Origin of the sequence: Flavobacterium helocola (genome assembly GCF_038289885.1) — a bacterium.
In the GTDB taxonomy this organism is placed as follows: Bacteria; Bacteroidota; Bacteroidia; order Flavobacteriales; family Flavobacteriaceae; genus Flavobacterium; species Flavobacterium cheniae.
Genome location: NZ_JBBYHT010000004.1, coordinates 48,291 through 71,991 on the forward strand (window position 1 = coordinate 48,291; position 23,701 = coordinate 71,991).

The 23,701-nt window shown below is 31.9% G+C and carries 23 protein-coding genes and 1 other RNA gene; 15 read left to right on the forward strand and 9 right to left on the reverse strand.

Translation table 11 applies throughout. The features are described from left to right. Positions 1-61: 61 nt before the first annotated feature. Positions 62-2,542 (reverse strand): zinc-dependent metalloprotease, encoded by a 2,481-nt coding sequence (locus tag AAEO58_RS09075; protein ID WP_133606493.1) that lies wholly within the window; start codon positions 2,540-2,542, stop codon positions 62-64. A 243-nt stretch (positions 2,543-2,785) separates the two neighbouring features. Between AAEO58_RS09075 and AAEO58_RS09080 the strand changes: the two genes are divergently transcribed. The 3 genes from AAEO58_RS09080 to AAEO58_RS09090 all read left to right on the forward strand — a co-directional run bounded on the left by AAEO58_RS09080 (position 2,786) and on the right by AAEO58_RS09090 (position 4,715). Next, positions 2,786-3,736: an NAD(P)H-dependent flavin oxidoreductase gene (locus AAEO58_RS09080; RefSeq protein WP_341683125.1), complete on the forward strand. Its 951-nt coding sequence runs from the start codon at positions 2,786-2,788 to the stop codon at positions 3,734-3,736. A gap of 35 nt (positions 3,737-3,771) precedes the next feature. After that, positions 3,772-4,161 carry a hypothetical protein gene (locus AAEO58_RS09085; protein WP_341683126.1) on the forward strand — a complete coding sequence of 130 codons (390 nt, stop codon included), beginning with the start codon at positions 3,772-3,774 and terminating at the stop codon, positions 4,159-4,161. An 83-nt stretch (positions 4,162-4,244) separates the two neighbouring features. Beyond that, a complete protein-coding gene (locus tag AAEO58_RS09090; RefSeq protein WP_341683127.1) occupies positions 4,245-4,715 on the forward strand; it encodes a hypothetical protein in 471 nt (156 codons plus the stop codon). Positions 4,716-4,752: 37 nt separating this feature from the next. On the opposite strand, the gene AAEO58_RS09095 is transcribed toward AAEO58_RS09090, so the two are convergent. Together AAEO58_RS09095 and AAEO58_RS09100 are read right to left on the reverse strand one after the other, a co-directional pair. Further along, positions 4,753-5,436 (reverse strand): carboxypeptidase-like regulatory domain-containing protein, encoded by a 684-nt coding sequence (locus AAEO58_RS09095; protein WP_341683128.1) that lies wholly within the window; start codon positions 5,434-5,436, stop codon positions 4,753-4,755. Continuing rightward, positions 5,429-6,472 (reverse strand): glutaminyl-peptide cyclotransferase, encoded by a 1,044-nt coding sequence (locus tag AAEO58_RS09100; RefSeq protein ID WP_341683129.1) that lies wholly within the window; start codon positions 6,470-6,472, stop codon positions 5,429-5,431. Before AAEO58_RS09100 ends, AAEO58_RS09095 begins: the two co-directional genes overlap by 8 nt. A gap of 88 nt (positions 6,473-6,560) precedes the next feature. Here AAEO58_RS09100 and ffs point away from each other — a divergent pair. The 4 genes from ffs to fsa all read left to right on the forward strand — a co-directional run bounded on the left by ffs (position 6,561) and on the right by fsa (position 9,386). Beyond that, positions 6,561-6,658: signal recognition particle sRNA small type (gene ffs / locus AAEO58_RS09105), an RNA gene on the forward strand. A 90-nt stretch (positions 6,659-6,748) separates the two neighbouring features. Then, the gene (locus AAEO58_RS09110; RefSeq protein ID WP_341683130.1) at positions 6,749-7,747 is read left to right on the forward strand and encodes an enolase C-terminal domain-like protein; all 999 of its coding nucleotides are present in this window, start codon (positions 6,749-6,751) and stop codon (positions 7,745-7,747) included. A gap of 38 nt (positions 7,748-7,785) precedes the next feature. Beyond that, on the forward strand, positions 7,786-8,589 hold the full coding sequence (locus AAEO58_RS09115; protein WP_341683131.1) for an SDR family oxidoreductase: 804 nt from the start codon (positions 7,786-7,788) through the stop codon (positions 8,587-8,589). A gap of 140 nt (positions 8,590-8,729) precedes the next feature. Next, the gene (fsa, locus tag AAEO58_RS09120) at positions 8,730-9,386 is read left to right on the forward strand and encodes a fructose-6-phosphate aldolase (protein ID WP_026726663.1); all 657 of its coding nucleotides are present in this window, start codon (positions 8,730-8,732) and stop codon (positions 9,384-9,386) included. Positions 9,387-9,476: 90 nt separating this feature from the next. On the opposite strand, the gene AAEO58_RS09125 is transcribed toward fsa, so the two are convergent. After that, positions 9,477-10,880, reverse strand: a complete 1,404-nt coding sequence (locus tag AAEO58_RS09125) for a TlpA family protein disulfide reductase (RefSeq protein WP_341683132.1) — start codon at positions 10,878-10,880, stop codon at positions 9,477-9,479. Between the two features lie 156 nt (positions 10,881-11,036). On the opposite strand from AAEO58_RS09125, the gene AAEO58_RS09130 reads away from it, so the two are divergent. The 7 genes from AAEO58_RS09130 (at position 11,037) to AAEO58_RS09160 (ending at position 16,925) form a co-directional block, all read left to right on the forward strand. Beyond that, positions 11,037-12,656, forward strand: coding sequence for an ABC-F family ATP-binding cassette domain-containing protein (locus tag AAEO58_RS09130; protein ID WP_341683133.1), 1,620 nt, complete (start codon positions 11,037-11,039; stop codon positions 12,654-12,656). 94 nt (positions 12,657-12,750) lie between these two features. Further along, positions 12,751-13,290, forward strand: a complete 540-nt coding sequence (gene pyrR, locus AAEO58_RS09135; RefSeq protein ID WP_341683134.1) for a bifunctional pyr operon transcriptional regulator/uracil phosphoribosyltransferase PyrR — start codon at positions 12,751-12,753, stop codon at positions 13,288-13,290. A gap of 59 nt (positions 13,291-13,349) precedes the next feature. Then, a complete protein-coding gene (locus AAEO58_RS09140) occupies positions 13,350-14,279 on the forward strand; it encodes an aspartate carbamoyltransferase catalytic subunit (RefSeq protein ID WP_262317733.1) in 930 nt (309 codons plus the stop codon). Positions 14,280-14,316: 37 nt separating this feature from the next. Then, entirely contained in the window at positions 14,317-14,649 is a 333-nt protein-coding gene (locus tag AAEO58_RS09145) for a ribonuclease Z (RefSeq protein WP_341683135.1), read from the forward strand. Positions 14,650-14,708: 59 nt separating this feature from the next. After that, the gene (locus AAEO58_RS09150; RefSeq protein ID WP_341683136.1) at positions 14,709-15,614 is read left to right on the forward strand and encodes a ribonuclease Z; all 906 of its coding nucleotides are present in this window, start codon (positions 14,709-14,711) and stop codon (positions 15,612-15,614) included. 78 nt (positions 15,615-15,692) lie between these two features. Next, complete coding sequence (locus AAEO58_RS09155) at positions 15,693-16,259, forward strand: hypothetical protein (RefSeq protein WP_341683137.1); 567 nt, start codon at positions 15,693-15,695, stop codon at positions 16,257-16,259. A gap of 9 nt (positions 16,260-16,268) precedes the next feature. Further along, positions 16,269-16,925 (forward strand): HAD family hydrolase, encoded by a 657-nt coding sequence (locus AAEO58_RS09160; protein WP_341683138.1) that lies wholly within the window; start codon positions 16,269-16,271, stop codon positions 16,923-16,925. Here the strand turns inward: AAEO58_RS09160 and AAEO58_RS09165 are convergent. The 4 genes from AAEO58_RS09165 to AAEO58_RS09180 all read right to left on the reverse strand — a co-directional run bounded on the left by AAEO58_RS09165 (position 16,922) and on the right by AAEO58_RS09180 (position 20,949). Next, positions 16,922-18,382 carry an FAD-binding domain-containing protein gene (locus tag AAEO58_RS09165; protein ID WP_341683139.1) on the reverse strand — a complete coding sequence of 487 codons (1,461 nt, stop codon included), beginning with the start codon at positions 18,380-18,382 and terminating at the stop codon, positions 16,922-16,924. The genes AAEO58_RS09160 and AAEO58_RS09165 overlap by 4 nt on opposite strands. Positions 18,383-18,419: 37 nt before the next feature. Beyond that, a complete protein-coding gene (locus AAEO58_RS09170; protein WP_341683140.1) occupies positions 18,420-19,706 on the reverse strand; it encodes a cryptochrome/photolyase family protein in 1,287 nt (428 codons plus the stop codon). A 72-nt stretch (positions 19,707-19,778) separates the two neighbouring features. Continuing rightward, positions 19,779-20,477, reverse strand: a complete 699-nt coding sequence (locus AAEO58_RS09175; RefSeq protein WP_341683141.1) for an SDR family NAD(P)-dependent oxidoreductase — start codon at positions 20,475-20,477, stop codon at positions 19,779-19,781. 4 nt (positions 20,478-20,481) lie between these two features. Beyond that, positions 20,482-20,949 carry an SRPBCC family protein gene (locus tag AAEO58_RS09180; RefSeq protein ID WP_153201816.1) on the reverse strand — a complete coding sequence of 156 codons (468 nt, stop codon included), beginning with the start codon at positions 20,947-20,949 and terminating at the stop codon, positions 20,482-20,484. A gap of 136 nt (positions 20,950-21,085) precedes the next feature. Between AAEO58_RS09180 and AAEO58_RS09185 the strand changes: the two genes are divergently transcribed. Beyond that, the gene (locus AAEO58_RS09185; RefSeq protein ID WP_341683142.1) at positions 21,086-21,937 is read left to right on the forward strand and encodes a DUF2911 domain-containing protein; all 852 of its coding nucleotides are present in this window, start codon (positions 21,086-21,088) and stop codon (positions 21,935-21,937) included. Positions 21,938-21,988: 51 nt separating this feature from the next. On the opposite strand, the gene AAEO58_RS09190 is transcribed toward AAEO58_RS09185, so the two are convergent. After that, on the reverse strand, positions 21,989-23,674 hold the full coding sequence (locus AAEO58_RS09190; protein WP_341683143.1) for a sodium:solute symporter family protein: 1,686 nt from the start codon (positions 23,672-23,674) through the stop codon (positions 21,989-21,991). Positions 23,675-23,701: the final 27 nt, after the last annotated feature.

Genomic DNA, 23,701 nt, shown 5'->3' on the forward strand with positions numbered 1-23,701 from the left:
TTTTAGAATATAAAAAAAGGGATGACAATTAAGTCATCCCTTTTTGTTTCAATACAATTGATTATTTAGGTTTCATTGCGTTTTCAATTCTTGCAACTAAATCGTTTAGGTGGAATTTCGTTAAACGATCTGTTGAAACCGCTGCCGCAGCTCTTAACTGATTTTTCAATTCATTTAATTGACCACGAGCAATAGAAGGAATATCAGTGTCGGCTAAAACTATTCTGCGTCCACCGAAAGTAGCTACGTTTGTTTTTTCGCTTGACATTGTTTCTATTAATTTAGAAACAAATAACTTTTGCAAGTTTCTTCTGTAAATATCAATAGGTGCGTTAGTTTTTATTTCTGAGAAAATACCTCTTCTTAAATCGCTCATTAATTCGTCTACTGAGTAATTTGCTTTATTTTGAGATGAAGTTTCTAATAAACGAACCAATCTATCTCCAGCTAATAAACTTGATAAAGTTCCGTCTTGGATTGATTTGATGGCTTCAACTCCGTTTTCAGGTCTAATTTTAGATAAAACATTTTGATCTAATAACCACATTGGAGTTTTAAATAATTGATTGTTCAAGAAAGCAACTGCTTCATTTTGAATAGCTGAAGGAACCACTTCGTATTTGTTTCCTTCCATGTCATATGTTTTTGGAGTTTCATAAATACCACCAACATTTTTCGTAACATGTCCCATATAACGTCTATATTGTCCTGTTAAAGAATTATATAATCCGTTTAATTCATCATAATCTTCACCGTTTTCTTTACTCCATTCGATTAAATTAGGTAAAATTCTTTTTAAGTTTTTAATCCCATAATCTGAAGCTTTCATAGCATTATCACCCAAATCTTCTGTTTGGTATCTTGGGTCATACGGATTTGTTTCGGTACCAAACCATAAACGACGATTTTTGTATGCTTCTTTTGTCATTTCGTTCAATAATGCTTTTTCAGCATCTTCATCTTTAGCATCTTTGAAATATGAATATCCCCATTTGATAGCCCATTTATCATAATCGCCAATTCGTGGGAATAAGTCAGTAACACCATCTTCTGGTTGCGCCACATAATTAAAACGAGCATAATCCATAATTGATGACGTATGTCCGTTTTTCTTTTGAAACTCTGGATTTCTTAACATTTCAACCGGAGTAGCAAAACTTGCTCCCATGTTGTGACGAAGACCAAGTGTATGACCAACTTCATGAGCTGCCACAAAACGAATCAATTCGCCCATTAACTTATCATCAAACTTTTTGTTTCTAGCTTGTGGATCAACCGCAGCAGTTTGAATCAAATACCAATCGCGTAATAAACTCATGATATTGTGGTACCATCCAATATGACTTTCCATAATTTCACCTGTTCTTGGATCATGAACGTTTGGTCCGTAAGCATTTTGAATTTCAGCAGCAAAATAGCGCAATACTGAAAAACGAGCATCTTCTAAACTCATTGTTGGGTCATTTTCAGGCCAATATTCGCCACGAATAGCATTTTTCCAACCAGCAAATTCAAAAGCTTCTTGCCAATCATCAATTCCTTGTTTAATGAAAGGTTTCCATTTGTCTGGAGTTGCTGGGTCTAAGTAATAAACAATTGGTTTTTTTGGTTCAATAAGCTCACCACGTTTTTGTTTTTCAGCATCTTCAGCATTTTTTGGTTCTAAACGCCATCTAACTGCAAAAATATCAGTATCTGCTTTTTGAGAATCTTCTTCAAATACATCGTATCCGTTTGCAAAATAACCAACTCTTTTGTCAAAAGAACGTTTACGCATAGGGTTATCTGGAAGTAAAATAAAAGATGTATTCAATTCCATAGTAACTACTCCAGCATCTAATCCTGCAGGTAAATCTACTCCAATTTTTGGTGTTGGAGTTCTTGATATTTGAGGAGCAACAGTAGTAAATGTTTTTGTTGTTCTAATTTCGGTATTAATTGGAAAACTCTTTATAAATTGAATGAAAGATTTGTCTTTCTGAAAAGCTTGAATACTTAACATTTGTTTATTAATTGAGTTTAACGAAAATGTTTGTAAATCAGAATCAAAAGCTGGAGTCATATCAATAACACTTGCAATGTTTTCTTTACCTGATTTGTCTTTTTTGTAAGCTAAAATGTCATAGATTCCAATAATTGGGTCTGCGCTTGAATTTTTAACCGATTTAGTAATTGGTTTATCTTCATCTGGAGTCATAATTACATACGTAATCGAACGAAGAAGAATGGTATTGTTTTGACCTTTTTCAAAACGAACTACTTGACGATTGATTTCTTCACCACCAAATATTCCACCTCCAGCTGGAGTTTTAGAATATCTAGTAATGGTCATAATTTCTTTTCCGATTAATGAATCTGAAATTTCAAAAAGATATTTTTCACCTACTTTGTGAACATCTATAAGTCCATCTTGAGTTACAGCTGTTGAATCAATTACTTTTTTATAGGGTTTAGGTTCTTTTTTAGCATCTGGCTTTTTAGCATCGGATGCAACGGCTTCTGTTGTTGGTTTTTTTTTGTCTTTTTTCTTTTTCTGAGCCATTAGTTCCGTTGAAAAAGAAAATGTAATAAGACAACTAAGAAGGGTTAGTTTTTTGATCATCTTTATTTTGATTAATAATTTTTCAAATTTATCTGAATCTTGTCATTTCTCTTTTCGTATTAAGTTTTTATTAAGAATTTTAACATTTGTTTTCACATTTTTATCTTAAAACCGTAAAATAATAATTTTTATATGCATGCATAATATTTTATTTTTCTTATATTTGAATCTAAATTTAAGATTATGGAAAAACAATCGTTGACTTCGCTTTTACAAATTACGCATCCTGTAATTATGGCTCCTATGTTTTTGGTATCGAATACTAAAATGGTTATTGAAGGAATGAAAAGTGGTGTTGCAGGTTGTATTCCAGCATTGAATTACAGAACTTTAGAGGAGTTAAAATCGGCAATTCATGAATTAAAAGCCGCGAAAGTTCACGGAGGAAGTTTTGGATTTAATTTGATTGTCAACAAATCTAATGTAAAATACAAAGAACAATTACGTATTTTATGTGAGGAAAAAGTTGATTTTATTCTAACTTCGTTAGGTTCGCCAGAAGAAACCATCAATGAAGCACATAAAGTTGGAATCAAAGTCTTTTGTGACGTTACCGATTTGTCTTTCGCTAAAAAAGTTGAAAGTTTAGGTGCTGATGCATTAGTAGCGGTAAACAACCAAGCTGGCGGACACAGAGGAAATATTAGTCCAGAAGAGCTTATAAAATCATTAAATGAAAATACTACTTTACCTGTAATTTCTGCTGGTGGAGTAGGAAGTAAGGCTGATTTAGATAAAATGCTTAGCTATGGAGCCGTTGGTGTTTCCGTAGGAAGTCCGTTTATAGCTTCAGTAGAATCCGGAGTTTCTAACGAATACAAACAAGCCTGTGTCGATTATGGTGCGAAAGACATTGTGATGACCGAACGAATTTCTGGAACACCGTGTACAGTAATCAATACACCATATGTTCAAAAAGTAGGAACCAAACAAACTTGGCTTGAAACTCTTCTAAATAAAAGTAAAACTTTAAAAAAATGGGTCAAAATGATTCGTTTTTATATTGGAATGAAAGCTACTGAAAAAGCAGCAACGCAAGTAACCTACAAAACGGTTTGGGTAGCTGGACCAAGTATTGAGGATACAAAAGCTATTTTACCTGTTTCCGAAATTGTAGCGAAATTGGTTAAGTAGTTAATTTATTAATTACATTTACAAAAATATTTCAATTGAAAAGAGTTGTTCATTATATTATAACCACATTAACCGTTTTTATATTCGGTTACTTGTTGTTGCATAGTAATGATACTTTGGCTGTTTCTCAACCAATAAAAAAGGAATCTACAAAAGAAATTTCCTTACATTTTAATCAAGGAAAAATCGATTTTAATCAGGAAGGAACTCAGAAAGAGTCGATTTCATTAAAAACCAACCAAAATTATTCAGGTTCAAGTGAAATTGTTAGAAAACAATTTCCTTCGTTTTTATTACCAACTTCTTTTGTTCAATTAGAAATATTTAATAAAAATAGTTTTGAAGTTTTCTTTGTTAAAAAGAACCTTTTGAATCTGTTTTTAAACACTTCAAGGATTATTTTTCCGTTTCATTATTTTTGGTAAAATTTATTTTAAGTTTCGTTAATCCCTTGTAAATAATATACTTGGGAAATCATATTATACACTTAATTTAAAATAAATTCAAAATGGATATTACCAACACTATAATCGGAATCGTATTTTTTTCGTTAATTATTATTCCTATTTTCATCATTAATAACAATGTTAGAAAAAGAAAAAATCAATTATTAAACACCTTAAATGAATTATCATCTGACAAAAACACGAAGTTTTCAGATACTGATTTTTGGGCAAACAATTCGGGAATTGGATTAAAAGGCAATATGTTGGCTTTCTTTAGAAAAGGAGAAGATGCTCAAGTTAATGAAGTTGTTGATTTAAAAGAGGTAAAAAAATGTTCTTTGGTTCAATTTGATAAACACGGAAACGTTCCAAAAAACAACCATGAAATTAATAAATTAGCTTTGCATTTAACGTTGAGCAATCACAAAGAGATACATTTAGTTTTCTTCCATGCTGATGCTAAAAATTTCATCATTGGAGAAGAATTTAGGATTGCAAAAAAATGGTTAGATATTATTACAAGTAAAATCTAAAAGTAAAAAAGCCTCAGAAATGAGGCTTTTTTGTGTTTTATCGAAACCAATTCATTATTTTTTCTATTTGAATTTCTAAGGAAGATTTGGTTTTATATCCACCTATAATGACATCTCTTCCTACTTCTGTTGAGTCAATTAATTTCACAAATAATATTTTTTTATCAGAAATCAATATTTCTTCTGTAATTTTTCCTTCATAAGTTATTTCTAATATATCATTATTTTTAACTTCAATTTCAAAATTACCTTGAATATCTGTTATTGTTTTTTTGTTTGTTCCTTTAATTCTTACTTTCGCTCCAGCAATTTCACCTAACTCGTCATAAACATTTACTTTTATTTTTCTATATTTAGGTTGGGCATTTTTGACTTTAATATCTGTATTTTTCTCTGTTTGAACAGTATCTTGTTTTACTTGAGAATAAACGTTATGATTTCCAAAACCAAATAAACCTACTAATGAAAAAGTAAAAATTGTCCAATAATTTGAATTATGCTTATTGATAACTAAATCTTGACTTAATTGATTCTTATAAAACCTTCCACAAGCATTTTTGTCTCTATTCAAATGCTCAATAATTTCCTTATCTGAAGCTTTTGTAAAATCAAAGACAGTTTTGGTACAAACACTGCAAAAGCGACCTTTGTCTTCAGGAGTCATTGCTTCCCAATTTTCATGGCAAGGTTTAGGAATTGATATGTTTATTTTTTTATTCAACAGTTATCTCAAAAACTTTATCCCAATTTTTACCCGTTACAAAATACGTTTTTGTTGCAGGATTGTAAGCAATTCCGTTTAAAACATCTATTTCTGCATGTTTTGTAACTTTTGTTTTTAATTCGCTTAGATTAATAATAGCTTCGATAGAACCATTCTTAGGATTTATAATAGCAATAGCATCTTTTTGATACACATTTGCCCATATTTTACCATTAACCCATTCTAATTCATTAACAGCTTCAATCTTAGCGCCATTGGTGTAAACGTTAATGTAATCTTCAACTTTTAAAGTTTCTGGATTTAAAATGTAGATTTTTTCAGAACCATCACTCATGTAAAGTTTTTCACCATCATTAGTAATTCCCCATCCCTCCATTTCGTAAGGAAATGTTTTTTCTAATTTAAAAGTTTTTGCATCATACACAAAACCTGTTTTTTCTTGCCATGTTAATTGATATATTTTGTCTTTTAAAACGGTAATGCCTTCTCCAAAATATTTATCTTCTAACTTAATTTGTTCGGTTACTTTCCCGGTTTTATAATCAGTTTTTCTCAAAGTTGATTCTTTGTATTGTCCCGTTCCTTCTAATAAAACACCATTATAGAATTCAAAACCTTGTGTGTACGCATTGATATCGTGCGGATAAGTATTAATAATTTTATAGTTCAAAACTTTTGGTTCAGCACTAGCATAGATGGAGAATCCAGAAGTAATATCAATATTTTGCCCTTCAAAATAAACTAAGGCTTTAATAGTTTGGTTTCCCAATTTCTGATTGCTCAATGCAAAAGGCAATTTTTCATTTCCTTTTACTGAACCAATTTTAACTTCGTTAATGTAATACACAACAGAGTCTATGGTTTTGTTTTCTTTGTTTTGAAGAACCAAATCAATGCTTTCTTCTAACTTAAGAATAGGTTTTATCGTAGGATTTTCAATCGAAAATAAATTTTTTAATGCATTTTCATCATCTTTACACGAAGTAGAAATTACACCTAAAACAATGAAAGCGAATAGCTTAACTTTTAACATGGTTGAAATATTTAATAAGGTAAATATACAATGATTTTTTATACTCACAATTGCCTTGCAAAAATATAAAAAGGTTGTATATTTGCACCGGCAAGTCCTACACGACCAGCTCCTGCAGACTCCTCCAGGGTGGGAACACAGCAAAGGTATGTGGTTGTAGCGGTGCGATGTAGGTCGCTTGCCATTTTTTATTTGCGAGGAACGAAGCAATCTTTTTTTACATTATTTATCTCCCTTTTGCGGAGATTTTTTATTTTTACACCAATTCTAATTCCTATGCAAATCACTTGGCAAATAGTTCGCTTACAGCTAAAAGAAACGTTTTCAATTAGTTATGGAAGTTACTCGTTTAGAGAAGCCTTAATTGTTTCGCTTTCCAAGAACGGAAAAACAGGTTATGGCGAATGCACAGCCATTGATTACTACGGAATTAATTTATCCGATTTCACTCAGAAATTAGCCGAAATTCAAGCTCTAATCGAAAAACAATCCATAAATCATCCTTCCGAATTTTATGCTTTTTTAGAAAGTTTACAATTGCATTACTTTTTGCGTTCGGCTTTAGATTGTGCGTATTGGGATTTATTCGGGAAGTTAGAAAACAAGAGTTTCTTAGAATTGAATTCGATAGAAATAAAGCAATTACCCGAGTCTTCCATCACAATCAGTGTAGCACCCATCGAAGAACAGTTACAAAAAATCGCAAAATCCGATTGGAATAAATTCAAAGTAAAATGGAATCATTACGATGAAAAAGCTTTGGATTTATTACTGAATTGTAAAAAAGAAATCGCTTTAGATGCGAATGGAAGTTTCTCTATTTCCGAATGTCAGCAATTGGAAGAAAATCCTGCATCAGCTCAATTTACTTATATTGAGCAACCTATGAAAATCGGAATTTCAAATTACAGTCATTTGAATGCTAATAAATTTGCGAATTGGATGGCCGATGAAGATTGCCAGGAACAAACAAAACTTTCCGATTTAAAATCACACTATAAAACCATTAATATCAAATTAGTCAAAACAGGCGGATTAACTCCAGCTTTGGAACTAATCAAAGAAGCACGTGCAAACGATTTCAAAATCATGATAGGTTGCATGACCGAATCTACTGTAGGAATTTCAGCTGGTTCTGTTTTAGTTCCGTTAGTGGATTATGTAGATTTAGATGGCGCGAATTTAATTGCTAACGACATCGCTTTTGGAAGCACCATCGAAAAAGGAAAAGTGTTGCTTTCGGAGAAAGTTGGGTTAGGAATTTCCTTGAAATAATATAAAGCCGTATTTTCGCACTATAATTCACATTAAAAATGAGTAAAGTAGTATTAATTACAGGTGGTTCATCAGGAATTGGAAAATCAATTGGCGAGTTTTTACATCAAAAAGGGTTTGTCGTATATGGTACAAGTCGAAACCCTGAAAAAATCACGAATTCGATATTTCCATTAGTAGCTTTGGATGTTCGCGATAAGCAAAGCATTGTGAATTGTGTAGCTGAAGTTATCAAGAAATCAGGGCGATTGGATATTGTAATTAATAATGCTGGAGTTGGAATTACAGGTCCAATTGAAGAAATCCCAACCGAAGAAATCCGAAATAATTTCGAGACGAATTTATTTGGTCCAATCGAAGTGATGAAAGCTGTTTTACCTCAAATGCGAGAACAAAAATCGGGTTTAATCATCAATATTACCTCAATTGCAGGTTATATGGGATTGCCTTATCGTGGGATTTATTCCGCTTCAAAAGGTGCCTTAGAATTAATTACTGAAGCTTTACGAATGGAAGTGAAATCCTTTGGAATCCAAATCACGAATGTTGCTCCAGGAGATTTTGCGACAAACATTGCAGCAGGTCGATATCATGCACCAGTTGTGATAGGTTCGGCTTATGAAGTTCCTTACGGAAACACCTTAAAAGAAATGGATTCGCACGTGGATAGCGGAAGTAATCCAAACGAAATGGCAGAAGCAATTTTTGCTATTATTCAAACTAAAAATCCTAAAGTACATTATAAAGTTGGGGCTTTCATGCAAAAGTTTTCTATTGTTTTAAAACGTATTTTGCCTGATACGATGTATGAGAAAATGTTGATGAATCATTATAAACTTTAACAATATCAAATTCAATATCAATTATTTAACAAAAGTATTTTATTTTTTAAATTGATTTTTGAAATTGTCATTGTCATTGCATTTTGAATTCTTACTTTTGCATTTCAAAACAACACACAATATTTTAAAATTTAAAAAAGATGAAATTTTTTATTGACACAGCTAATTTAGAGCAAATTAAAGAAGCACAAGAATTAGGAATTTTAGATGGTGTTACTACAAACCCATCGTTAATGGCTAAAGAAGGCATTACAGGAAAAAACAATATCCTAAAACATTACGTAGACATTTGTAACATTGTTGATGGTGATGTAAGTGCAGAAGTAAATGCAATGGATTTAGAAGGTATGATTAGAGAAGGTGAGGAGTTAGCTGACTTACATGAACAAATCGTAGTGAAATTACCTATGACTAAAGAAGGTGTAAAAGCTTGTAAATATTTCTCTGATAAAGGAATTAAAACTAATGTTACTTTGATTTTCTCTGCTGGACAAGCTTTATTAGCTGCAAAAGCAGGAGCAACGTATTGTTCACCTTTCTTAGGAAGATTAGATGATGTTTCTACAGATGGTTTAAATTTAATCGATGAAATTCGTCAAATTTATGATAACTACGGATTTGAAACTCAAATTTTAGCAGCTTCTGTACGTCACACAATGCACGTAATTAACTGTGCTAAAATTGGTGCTGATGTTATGACTGGACCTTTATCTTCAATTACAGGATTATTAAAACATCCATTAACTGATATCGGAATTGCTCAGTTCATTGCAGATTACGAAAAAGGAAATAAATAATTTCCATACTTATAAAAAATAAAAAGCGTTCTGAATTTCAGAACGCTTTTTTTTGGTTAAATAATGTTATAACAAAAAATTACTTAACTTTTATTTCAAATTCTGTTCAAAATTTACATCAAACAAATTGGCAAAACCATTTTTAATGGTTCCATCCGCATTTAAGACGATGATTCTGTGGATTTTTGTAATAACCCATTGTTTTCTTATCGTTTCAAAGTCAACAGCGTGTAATTCTTTTACACCTTCAAAATTGTATTTTTTTAAAGCGTTTTTCCAGTTAGCAATATTGTCATTCACATTAATGGCTATAAATTCATAATCTGGATATTTTGCTTGTAATTCCGTTACTTTTCTGTGAGAAGCTGAGAAATGCGATTCGGCATGACTAGTCCAAAAGAATAAAACAGTCGGCTTGTTAATGACAGTATTAATGTCTAAAGGTTTATATACAGTATCAACTAATTCAATTTTAGGTAAACGATTACCCACTTTTAAATTCTGAACCGAATTATAAATTTCGGAAATTTCTTCTTTATTTTTAGTATCGGTCGTTAATTGTAAGTAGCGTTCAATGAATTTTTGGTTGTTGTACATGTTTTGATCTTCTAACAGGTACATCATCGCTACATTATTCAATACTACATTTTTTACTTTTTGATTTTTAATTAAAGTATCGGTAATATTTAATTTTGTGATGTTATTTTCTAGCGAATTTTCATTCAAATCTTCCACGTTACTTTGTAAAGCAACATTGTTTAACATCACACTCACATATTTAATGTATGGAGAATAATTTGTTAAAACCGCATTGTTGAAATCAACTTCTTTTCGGTGATTGTAATAGTCTTTTGGTAAACTAGTTCTAATATTTTCACCTGTTCTAAATTGGTGTGCGTATGGATAAATCTCTTTTTTGGTAATGTGATGAAAATCTAAACTTGCTTTTGCTACTAAATCAAAATTTTCGTCCCAACCAATTTCAGCTTTTCGTTTTAAGTAAAATGACTTACGAATGGCAAAACTCGAATCGATGTTCTTGATAAAACTTTTTACATCTTTATCAAAATTGTCATACATGATAGAACGATCGGCTTCGTTTTTCAAAAATAATTCCATTAAGAAATTGTTTTTTTCATCGCCACGTCCACAGAAAACAACTGAGTTATCAAAATCAAAGGTATTTACTCGAACCATTAAACTATCGTTCTTGTCAAAATAGACATATTGATATTCAGGGTTGTGTTTAAAAGTATATAAACCAGGAGCTAACGAATCAAATTTATGCATAAAGCGATTGTTTTTATCTAGATAAATAGTGTCAATCACTTCGCCATCTTTTAAAAACAAAACATATTTCTCTTGAGGATTTAAGACTTCTCCTCCAAAATAAGCCACATAATTATCTTCCTTAAACACTCTTTTACAAGAAGTTAAAGTAGAGAAAAGGACGATAGACAGAGGCAAAAAATATTTTATGTAATTCTTAATCATTCAATTGATTATTGATTTCTGAACAAATGTATCAGTAAAATTCAAATTTTGTTGTTAATGTACAGTTAAAATAAACCTATATTAATTCTAAATTAAAGTGTTCAAAAATCTACTATTTTTAGTACTTTTGCAACAGTTTTATAAAAAAATACAAAAATGTTAACAGTTTCAAATTTATCGGTTCAATTTGGGAAACGAATTTTATTCGATGAAGTAAATACAACTTTCACACAAGGTAACTGCTACGGGATCATTGGAGCTAATGGTGCTGGGAAATCTACTTTCATGAAAATCATAGCAGGTGAGATGGAACCAACGTCTGGTAGAGTAATTCTTGAACCAGGAAAACGTATGTCGGTTTTAAACCAAAATCACAACTTATTTGACGAATATACAGTTTTAGAAACTGTTTTAATGGGAAATAAAGTATTGCATGCTATTAAAACAGAAATGGATGCTTTGTATGCCGATTATACTGATGAGAATGCCAATAGAATTGGAGAATTACAATTGAAGTTTGACGAAATGAACGGCTGGAATGCAGAAAGTGATGCCGGAAATATGTTATCTAACTTAGAAATTGGAACAGAACATCATTATACTTTAATGGCTGATTTGGATGGAAAACTAAAAGTTCGTGTGTTGTTAGCACAAGCTTTATTTGGAAATCCAGACGTGTTGATTATGGATGAGCCTACCAATGACTTGGATTTTGAAACCATTGGTTGGTTAGAGAATTTCTTAGCGAATTATGAAAATACGGTTTTAGTGGTTTCGCATGACCGTCACTTTTTAGATGCGGTTTGTACACACGTTTCAGATATCGATTTTGGAAAAATTACACATTATTCTGGAAATTATACGTTTTGGTACGAATCTTCGCAATTAGCGGCACGTCAAAAAGCACAACAAAATAAGAAAGCGGAAGAGAAAAAAGCTGAATTAGAAGAATTTATCCGTCGTTTTAGTGCGAATGTGGCAAAATCAAAACAAGCAACTTCTCGTAAAAAAATGATTGAAAAATTAAATTTAGACGAGATTAAACCTTCAAGTAGAAGATATCCAGCCATTATTTTTGATGTAGAAAGAGAAGCAGGAGATCAAATTTTAAATGTACAAGATTTATCAGCTTCAGTTGATGGAGAAACTTTGTTTAAAAATGTAGATTTAAACATGGCTAAAGGTGATAAAATTGTAGTTTTCTCTAAAGATTCGAGAGCAACGACTGCTTTTTATGAAATCTTAAACAACAAAATGACTCCAGATTCAGGAACATTTGATTGGGGAATCACTACGACACAGTCGTATTTACCAGTAGATAATCATGAATATTTTGATGGAGTTGATTTAAACTTGGTAGATTGGTTACGTCAATGGGTAAAAACCGAAGAAGAGCGCGATGAAGTTTATGTTCGTGGATTCTTAGGAAAAATGATTTTCTCTGGTGAAGAAGCCTTAAAAAAATGTAACGTTTTATCAGGAGGAGAAAAAGTGCGTTGTATGTTATCTCGTATGATGATGATTAGAGCAAACGTTTTAATGTTAGACGAACCAACAAATCACTTGGACTTAGAATCGATTACAGCTTTTAATAATTCATTAAATAATTTCAAAGGTTCAGTATTGTTTACTACACATGACCACGAATTTGCGCAAACAGTAGGAAACAGAATCTTAGAATTAACACCAAATGGCGCCATCGATAGATACATGACATTTGATGAATATTTAGAAGATGACAAAATCAAAGAATTAAGACAAAAAATGTATTCTTAATATCATTCCCGTTGCTAGTTTTAGTAACGGGATTTTTTTTATAATACGATTGCTATTAGAAATTTAAATTCTAAATTTGTACAAACAACACATCATGAGTCAAAAAGTTTTGCTCACTTCAAAAGAAGTACACATTATCTTGCATCGATTAGCTTGTCAACTAATTGAAAATCATTTAGATTTCTCAAATACAATCTTAATCGGTTTACAACCTCGAGGTAAATTTTTAGCCGAAAGAATCAAACAAATTTTAGAATCAGAATACCAAGTCTCAGACATTCAGTTGGGATTTTTGGACATTACATTCTTTCGTGATGATTTCAGAAGAGGCGAAAAACCCTTAGAAGCTAACAAAACTCAAATCGATTTCTTAGTAGAAGATAAAAAAGTAGTTTTTATTGATGATGTTTTATATACCGGAAGAAGTATCAATGCCGCTTTAACAGCTATTCAATCATTTGGAAGACCATCAGAAGTAGAATTATTGACTTTAATTGACAGAAGATTTAGCCGTCATTTACCTATTCAACCTGATTATAGAGGAAGACAAGTAGATGCCATAAACAATGAAAAAGTATTAGTAAAATGGTTTGAAAACGACGGAGAAGACGCTGTTTATTTAATTACAAAATAAGCTTTTAATCCATCATCAAACAACTAACACCCAGCAACAATAAACACAACTACATATAAATGAAAGAATTATCAGTAAATCATTTAATCGGAATAAAACACATTACCAAACAAGATATCGATTTAATCTTCGAAACGGCTGACCATTTCAAAGAAGTAATTAATCGTCCCATTAAAAAAGTACCCTCATTAAGAGATGTTACGATTGCTAACATTTTCTTCGAAAACAGCACCAGAACTAAATTATCTTTCGAGTTAGCTCAAAAACGACTTTCGGCTGATGTGATTAGTTTTTCTGCAGCTCAATCTTCGGTTAAAAAAGGAGAAACTTTGATTGACACGGTAAATAATATCTTATCGATGAAAGTAGATATGGTGGTAATGCGTCACAGCAGTCCTGGAGCCGCTCACTTTTTATCTCAAAACGTTAGTGCAAGTATCGTAAATGCTGGAGATGGCGCTCACGAACACCCAACACAAGCCTTATTAGATAGTTTTACAATTAGAGAAAAATTAGGTGATGTTGGAGGAAAGAAAATCGTAATTGTAGGCGATATTTTACATTCAAGAGTAGCTTTATCTAATATTTTTGCATTACAAATGCAAGGTGCAGAAGTAAAAGTGTGCGGACCAAAAACGTTAATTCCTAAATACATTGAATCATTAGGAGTAACAGTGGAACCAAATTTACGTAAAGCATTAGAATGGGCAGATGTAGCGAATATGTTACGCGTTCAGAACGAACGTTTAGATGTCAGTTATTTCCCAACTACTAGAGAATATACCCAACAATATGGTGTTACTAAAGAATTATTAGATTCACTAAATAAAGAAATCGTAATCATGCACCCAGGACCTATCAATAGAGGAGTAGAAATTACTTCCGATGTAGCCGATTCACAACAATCCGTGATTTTAAATCAGGTGGAAAATGGAGTAGCGGTTCGTATGGCAGTCATTTATTTATTGGCAAGTAAGATTAAGAATTAATTTGTTATATTAGCAATATATCACTAATACCACCAAAATGAAAGTAGATCAAAAAGGACATACCACCACCATCAAAGACACACAAAACAATGTGGAAGCCTTTGTGGGTAAAATCACCAATGAATATCATGTGTTTCAAGGTCAAAATTTAATTTTGGATGTGTCTAACAATAAAACACTTGCTAATGCTGATTTAGTTCATTTTAAAGAATTAGCTAAAACGCATAAAAAAGCAAAAAAATCAATGATTATTGTTTCTGACGAAGTTGATTTTGATAAAGTGCCTAATTATTTAAACGTAGTTCCTTCCGTTTTAGAAGCCCACGATATGATTGAAATGGACGAAATTGAACGCGATTTAGGATTTTAATGCTGGGTGATGGAAGTTAGAAGAAAAACTTGAAACCTGAAACTTGAAACTTTTTAACCTTGAAACTAAACATACTAGGCTGTTACGCAGCTACTCCAAGAACTATAACCAATCCAACATCACAAGTTTTAGACATAAAGAACCATTTATTTCTAATTGATTGTGGTGAAGGAACGCAAGTACAATTACGCAAACACAAAATCAAGTTTTCACGTATTAATCATATTTTTATTTCGCATTTACATGGTGATCATTTTTATGGATTAATCGGTTTAATTTCAACTTTTATGTTGTTAAATCGTGAAAACGATTTACACGTTTATGGTCCAAAAGGAATCAAAGAAATTATTTTGTTGCAATTACGTGCTTCAGGTTCATTTACGGGTTACAATTTGTATTTCCACGAATTAGAATCCAAAGAAAGTGAAGTGGTTTTTGAAGATGATACCGTAGTTGTGAAAACAATTCCATTAAATCATAGAATTTATACCAACGGATTCTTGTTTCAAGAAAAGCTAGGAAAACGCCATTTGAATATCGAAGCAGTTGACAAATACAAAATTGAAAAATGTTATTTCGATAAAATTAAATCAGGAGGAAATGTAACGTTAGATTCAGGTGAAGTGATTGAAAATGAATTACTTTCGTTTCCGCCAGATGCAACTAAAAGTTATGCTTTTTGTAGTGATACAGTGTATGATGAATCCATTATTCCAATTATTAAAGAGGTTGATGTGTTGTATCATGAATCCACTTTCTTAGATTCGGAAGCACATTATACAGAAAAAACTAAACACACCACCGCAAAAGAAGCCGCTCAAATTGCGAAATTAGCGAATGCGAAAAACTTAATTTTAGGGCATTATTCCACAAGATATGGTTCCATCGAACCTTTTAAAACAGAAGCACAAACTATTTTTGAAAACGTACTTTTAGCCGACGACGGCAAAGAATTTGAGTTTTAAATTTCTAATAAACTATTTGTTAAGAAATTTTGTTTTGAGACATTTACTTAATGGAAAGTTGAAAACATAAATAATTAAATGGGAGACGCTACAAAATTAACTGAAGTAAGAAAAAATATAAAAAATAAATATCCTGAAAGTTCATTTAAGAACAGTTTAGGACCATATTCCTACAAAGAATATGAAGAAATCACTAGTTCAAAATACATTTCTCTCAAACAAACAGTAGGATTGAAAATATATAAAAACAGTAATAAATATATAATTTTCTTAACTATCTCAACTTTTTTTCTTTTTACTTTTCCATTTATGAATAAGTTAGAAAGTTACAATATCTTTATAATAGTATTGTATACTTTATGTTTTGGAACAATTATCTATTCTCTTTATTCAATCTTTTTTAAAAAAAAGAAACTGTTTTTAGAAACTAATGATAAGTCATTTATCTTAAATCAAAAACGAGAAATATATTGGAATGAAATTGTTGTTACAGGAATACTAACAGTTAGAGGAATTCCTAGTTTTGATTATGTTATTTTAGGTTTGTCATCAAACGAAATTCTTAAAATTGATACTAATGGAACTAATATATATCCAAAGGATTTTATTAAAATTATTCTTTTGAATAAAAATCAACTAAATTAAAGCATTTCTATGATACAAACTGTAATTTTCGATATGGATGGCGTAATTGTAGATACCGAACCGGTACACCATTATGCGTATCACCAACATTTTAAGCAATTAAACATTGAAGTAACTTCCGAAATGTATGCTTCGTTTACTGGAAATTCAACACGGAACATTTTTCAGAAATTAAAAGTACAATTCAATTTAGTAGAAGAGGTGGAAGATTTGATTTTAACTAAACGTAATCTTTTCAATGATGCTTTCGATTCAAAAGAAGATTTGTATTTAATTGAAGGAGTAGAAGATTTAATCAAAGATTTACACGCCAACGGAATTCAGTTGATTGTAGCTTCTTCGGCTTCAAATGTTACGATTAACCGAGTGTTTACCCGTTTTAATTTGCATCAATATTTTACGCATATTGTTTCGGGCGAGGATTTTCCGAAGTCGAAACCACATCCTGCTATTTTTGAACATGCTGCGAGTTTATCGATTGCTCCAAAAGAAAATTGTATCGTAATTGAAGACAGCACCAATGGAATTCAAGCGGCAGTTTCAGCTGGAATTTTTTGTGTGGGTTACAATAGCTTTCATTCTAAAAACCAGGATTTATCAAAAGCAAATGTAGTTATTCAGCATTTTAACGAATTGAATTTTGAGAAAGTTCGGGATTTAAACTAACTCATTTCTCGATCTTGAAACGTGTGTTTTTCAACAATTCGTTTGCTGTCTTTTTTGACGGATTCGTCTTTTCGCATCGACCAAAAGAAATCACTTGAAAATTTACGCGCTTCTTCCAAATTGACAATTGGAGAAGGATAATCGCGACCTATTTCAAAATCATACAACATTTGTTCAATAGGAGTTAATTTCCATGGTTCATGAATAAACGCAGCTGGAATATTTGCTAATTCGGGCACCCATTTTTTGATAAAAGTACCATCAGCATCGTGTTCGTAAGAGTTTTTCACGGGATTATAAACTCTAAGTGTATTGATTCCAGTTACACCCGCTTGCATTTGAATTTGCGGATAATGAATTCCAGGTTCAAAATCTAAAAATTGTTGTGCCAAATGCGGACTGCAATTTTGCCAAGGTTGGAACAGATGATGCGTGTAAAACGACACTACCAAAGCACGCATTCTAAAATTCAGATAACCTGTTGTATTCAAACAGCGCATGCATGCATCAACTAATGGAACGCCTGTTTTTCCAGACATCCAAGCTTTATGATATTTTTCGTTAACTTTTTGATTCAGATTGCGATAGCCTTTATTTACAGCAATAAATTCCATTGTACTTTCCATTTCAAATTTCTGAATAAAATGGGCTTGCCATCGTAATCTTGACGCAAAATTAGAAATCTGACGTTTGAATTTTCCTTGTTGATGAATTTCCCAAGCTTTGGTATACACTTGTCGAATAGATAAATTTCCCCAAGCAATATAAGGCGATAATCGGCTACAACCTTTTCTGCCTAATTCGGGTTTAGAAATGTGATTGCTGTAATTTTGAACACGTTCTTCAAAGAAAGAATGCATATAACGCATCGCCGTAGGAACACCACCTTTTTGAAAATTTGGATTATGAACTGTTTTAATTGAAGGAATATCAAATGCATTTTCTAACTCTTCAATTTCAATGTATTTCACAAAACTTCTTGGCGTTGGTTGAAATGGTAAACAATCTTTATCCATATAATCATACCAATCTTCTTTCCACGTTTTTCTGTTTTTGATACCACGAATTACACCATTTGTGATGAATTCTTTCCAAATAATCCCTTTTTCTTTAAGCAATTCAGCCACAGCTAAATCTCTTTCGTACGTCAGTTTTATTCCTGTTTCTTGATGGGAATAAACTGTTGAAATTTCAATTTGTTCGGAAAGTTTTTTAAAAATGGTAGTCGCTTCGCCTTGAACAATTAAAATTTGTGTATGATATTTTTGTAATTCTTTTTGAAGCGCTTCTAATGATTGTTTTATAAAATCGAATTGACGTTGACTATAATGATAATCTTTTATCAACGAAGGTTCAAAAATATAAAGCAATAAAGTTTTGCCCGAAGTCGATAAGGCTTCATGTAAGGCTTCATGATCGTGCAAACGCAAATCTCTCTTGAACCAAACAACTTTCATTTTTAGGTTTTTTTATAGTGTTTAGGGCAACGCTATTTTATCCAACCGCTTCTTTATACACTTTTAAGCAACGTTCTCGAGCTTCTTTGTGGTCTACAATTGGTTTTGGATAATATTGGGTTTCCAATTCAGGAATCCATTTTTTAATATATTTTAAGTCTTTATCAAACTTCTTGATTTGTTCTATTGGGTTGAAAATTCGGAAATACGGAGCAGCATCAACTCCTGAACCAGCGGCCCATTGCCAATTCCCAACATTACTTGCCATTTCGTAATCTAATAGCTTTTGCGCAAAATAAGTTTCGCCCCAACGCCAATCGATTAATAAATGTTTGCATAGAAAACTTGCCACAATCATACGCACGCGATTGTGCATGTGACCAGTTGTGTTTAATTCTCGCATTCCTGCATCAACAAAAGGATAACCTGTTTTTCCTTGACACCATTTTTGAAATAATTCTTCATTATTATCCCAAATAATGGCATCGTATTTTGGTCGGAAACTAGCATTTTTTGTATGTGGAAAATGCCATAGAATTTGCATGAAGAATTCACGCCAAATCAATTCATTCCAAAAGGTTTCATTCTTTTCTGCGATAGCTTTTTCAACCATTTTACGAATAGAAACCGCACCAAATCTGAGATAAATTCCCAAATACGAGGTTTTGTTTAAAGCTGGAAAATTCCGAGTTGCTTCGTAATTTTGAATTAAATTTTCGGAAACATCAAAAGCAGAAACTTTTATGTTTGACTTTTCAAAACCAATGTCAGCCAACGATAAAAAAGGGTAGGAGTGATTCTCAATCTTATCCAATTTATCTTCCGAATTGTAATGAACTAACTTAATTTTTCTGAAATTCTCTTTCCATTTTTTTGAATATGGCGTATAAACTACATACGGACTTCCATCGTCTTTTACGACTTCACTTTTTTCAAAAATAACTTGGTCTTTACTAGTTAAAAACGAAATTCCATTGGCAATAAATAACTGATTCATTTCCTTATCGCGCTTGCGAGCATAAGGTTCGTAATCGTGATTGGTATATACGGACGTAATTTTATTTTCGGAAATTAATTTGGTAAAAACATTAATCGGATTTCCGTGAAAAACCGCTAATGATTTACCAATTTTATTCAATTCCGACTGAATTTTTTCTAATTGTTCGTGAATAAAAGTAACGCGAGCATCATCTTTTGGAAGTTCCGACAAAATAATTTCGTCAAAAATAAAAATTGGTAACACTTCTTCATTACTACTTAAAGCATGAAAAAGGCCTACGTTGTCTTCTATTCTTAAATCGCGTCTAAACCAAAAAATGTTCATGTGTTTTTTATTTGTTTCAAGTTTCAGGTTTCAAGTTTGATTTTTGTACTTGAACTTGTACTTGAATTTGTTTTATCCGTTTACTAATAATGTTGACATTCCGCCATCAACATGGAAAATTTGTCCTGAAATCCAACTGCTTTTATCGCTTAATAAAAAGCTTGCCATTTGTGCGCTGTCTTCTGGTTTTCCAAATCTTTTTAACGGATGGCGCTCGGCTGACTTTTCTTGTTTGGTTTCGTTGTTTAAGAATTTATCAGCTAATGGTGTATCAGTTAATGAAGGAGCTATTACATTTACTCTTATTTTTGGAGCATATTCTGCCGCCAAAGCTTTTGCAAAACCTTCAATAGCTCCTTTTGCTGCGGCAACACTCGTGTGAAATGGCATTCCCATAGAGGCAGCAACACTACTAAAAAGCACAATGCTCGATTGTTCACCCGCTGTCAAATTCGGTAAAACCGCTTGAATTACTTTTACTAAACTAATGAAATTAATTTGCAAATCTGCTTCAAAAGCTTCTGGTTTTAAACCTCTAAACGGACGTAAATTAATACTTCCAGGACAATATACCAAACCATCTAAAATTGCAGGTAATTTTGATGTATCTAAAGTATCTGTCGAAGCATCAAACGGGATATATGTCACATTTAAACCTGATAAATTTTCATTGGTTCTAGATGCAACAAAAATATTGTTTCCATTCTGAAGTTCTTTTGCAATTGCTAGTCCTATTCCGTAAGAACCGCCTATTAATAATATGTTTTTCATGTTTTTATCCTTTAAATTCACCAAACATTTCAATTAATTTTTTTCTTCTGTATTCAAAAATTTCATTCAATTTAGGTTTTACTAAAAACGGATGAACTAATTGACCAATAATTCCCATTGGTACTTTATAATCAACAATATCTTCCATTTCTACGCCTCCTGGAATTTCTTTTATAAAATGTTTGTGATGCCAAAGCGCGTATGGACCAAAACGTTGCTCATCTACAAAATACTGCTTATCTACCACATGTGTAATTTCAGTTACCCATTTGGCTGGAATTCCTAAAACTGGTGTTACTATATATTGAATAATTTGTCCGGGAAACATAGGTCTATCTGCTCCAGATAAAATTTTGAATCCCATATATTCAGGAGTGATTTTTTGAAGGTTCTTTGGATCTGAAAGTAAATCCCAAGCTTCATCAATTGTTATAGGTAAGTTTTGTTTTGTATGTAATCGATATATCTTCATGTTTATTTTTTTTGTAAAGATATAAATTTGTTTAATCTTTTTAATTATAAATTAAACAAAAAATTATTCATTTAAGTTTATATTAACATTTGATTCTAATACAATTTGTAAATTTGGAAATCTAAAAACGAAACCTATGAGAAAAATTATTGTTATGTTGGCTGTAGTATTAGCCAATTTTGTTGTAGAAGCGCAAGTAAAGACGCCTCAATCTAGTCCATTAGCTAAAATTGACCAAGTTGTAGGTCTGACAAATGTTCAAATTGAATATTCAAGACCAAGTGCAAAAGGAAGAACTGTTTATGGTGATTTAGTTCCTTTTGGAAAAAATTGGAGAACAGGTGCAAATGCAAATACGACAATTTCATTTAGTGAAAATGTTACTATTGCGGGAAAAGAATTGAAAAAAGGAAAATATGCCATATTTACAACGCCAAAAGCAGATAGTTGGGATGTTATTTTTTACACAGACACAAACAACTGGGGTTTACCAGAAACTTGGGATGAAAGTAAAGTAGCTTTAAAAACCTCTGTTAAACCAGAAACTTTAAATAAATCAGTTGAGTCATTTACTATTTTCTTAAATAATTTATCAAACGATTCGGGTGTTCTAGAATTGTCATGGGAACGTACAATTGTTTCAATTCCATTTACAGTTCCTACGCAAGAAGCTGCAATGAAGAGTATTGAAAAAACATTAGCTGGTCCATCTGCTGGTGATTATTTTTCAGCGGCTCAATATTTTTACCAAACTAATGGTGATATGACTAAAGCGTTGTCTTGGGTAAATAGTGCTATTTCAAATTCTCCTAAAGGACAAGATGTTCCTTTCTGGTATTTGAGATTAAAATCGTTAATTCAAGCAAAATCTGGTGATAAAAAAGGTGCTATTGCTACAGCAAAAGAATCTTTAGCATTATCAATCAAAGCAGGAAATGGTGATTACGAAAAAATGAACAAAGACAGCATTGCTGAATGGTCAAAATAATAGTTAAGTGTTAATTCAAAAGAAAAGTCCCGAAATATTTCGGGACTTTTTTTATATATCTGATTTATTAAATATTTTCTGTAGTACTAATGATAATCCAATTGTTAGTAAAGCTCCAATAAAATTCAACCACAAGTAACCAACAACATCTAGGTAAAAAATATAAAAAATTGCTGTCTGACTAATACATGCCGCAATAAAAACAGCCTTTCCTTTAACATAATTGATATAGAATCCAATTAAGAAAATCCCTAAAACAGTTCCGTAAAAAACAGAACCAATGATATTTACCAATTGAATTAAGTTTTCAAACAACGAACTAACACACGCAAATCCGATTGCGACGATTCCCCAAAAAACTGTGAAATATTGCGTTGCATACACATAATGTTTGTCAGATTTGGCATTGACATTACGTTTGTAAATATCAATAGCAGATGTAGCGCCTAAGGAATTTAAACCTGAAGCACTCGAAGACATAGCTGCACTAAAGATAACGGCTAAAAGCAATCCTAAAAGACCTTTTGGAAGATAGTTTAAGATGAAATACAGAAAAACATAATCTTTATCGTTGGTTTCGGTTTTCTCGTCTACTTTAGAAATGACCACTTTGGCTTTTTCTCTTAAATCTTTCTCTTTTAAAGAAAGCGCCACCATTTGTTTTTTTAGAATCGGATTGTCGTATTCGTTATGTTTTAATTGTTCAATATAGATTTGATTGACAATTTTTTTATCGGTGTTTAATTCCGTTAATTTCTTTTCTAAATTTTCGTAGGCTTCTTTTTGTTCAGATGTTTTTACTTTTTCAACATTAGTTGGGTTAAAATGTAAAGGCGCATCATTAAATTGAAAGAAAACAAACACCAAAACTCCAGTTAGAAGAATAAAAAACTGCATTGGAACTTTCAACAATCCGTTCATGATTAATCCCATTTGGCTTTCTTTTACCGATTTTCCAGAAAGATAACGACCTACTTGCGATTGATCGGTGCCGAAGTAGGAAAGCATTAGGAAAAATCCACCTGTAATTCCGCTCCAAAAGGTGTAGCGTGTTTCTGGATTATAAGAAAAATCTAAAATATCCATTTTTCCATTGGCACCCGCAATATGCAAGACATTTGAAAGATCAACTTCTTGAGGTAAATTCGCTAAGATGTAGAAGAAAATAATGAACATACCACTCATAATCACAAACATTTGTTGCTTTTGAGTCACATTCACTGCTTTTGTTCCACCTGTAACAGTGTATACAATTACCAAAATTCCAATGATTATGTTCAGCATATTCAAATTCCAACCTAAAAGAGCTGACAAAATAATGGATGGAGCATAAATCGTAATTCCGGTTCCTAAACCTCTTTGAATTAAAAATAAAATAGCGGCTAATGTTCGAGTTTGAACATTGAAGCGTTGTTCCAAGTATTCGTAAGCCGTGTATACTTTTAATCTATGATAAATTGGAATGAAAGTGTAAGCAATTACAATCATTGCTAATGGAAGACCAAAATAAAACTGAACAAAACCCATTCCGTCATGATAGGCTTGCCCAGGTGTGGATAAAAAAGTAATGGCACTAGCTTGCGTAGCCATTACTGAAACACCAACAGTAAACCAAGGCGTTTCGTTGTTGTCTAATAAATAATCTTTTACGTTGGCGCTTCCTTTAGTTTTTAATGCGCCATAAATCACGATAAAAAACAGGGTAGTGGATAATACAATCCAATCTAAAACTTCCATATTAGTTGTATATTTCCATTAGTAAAT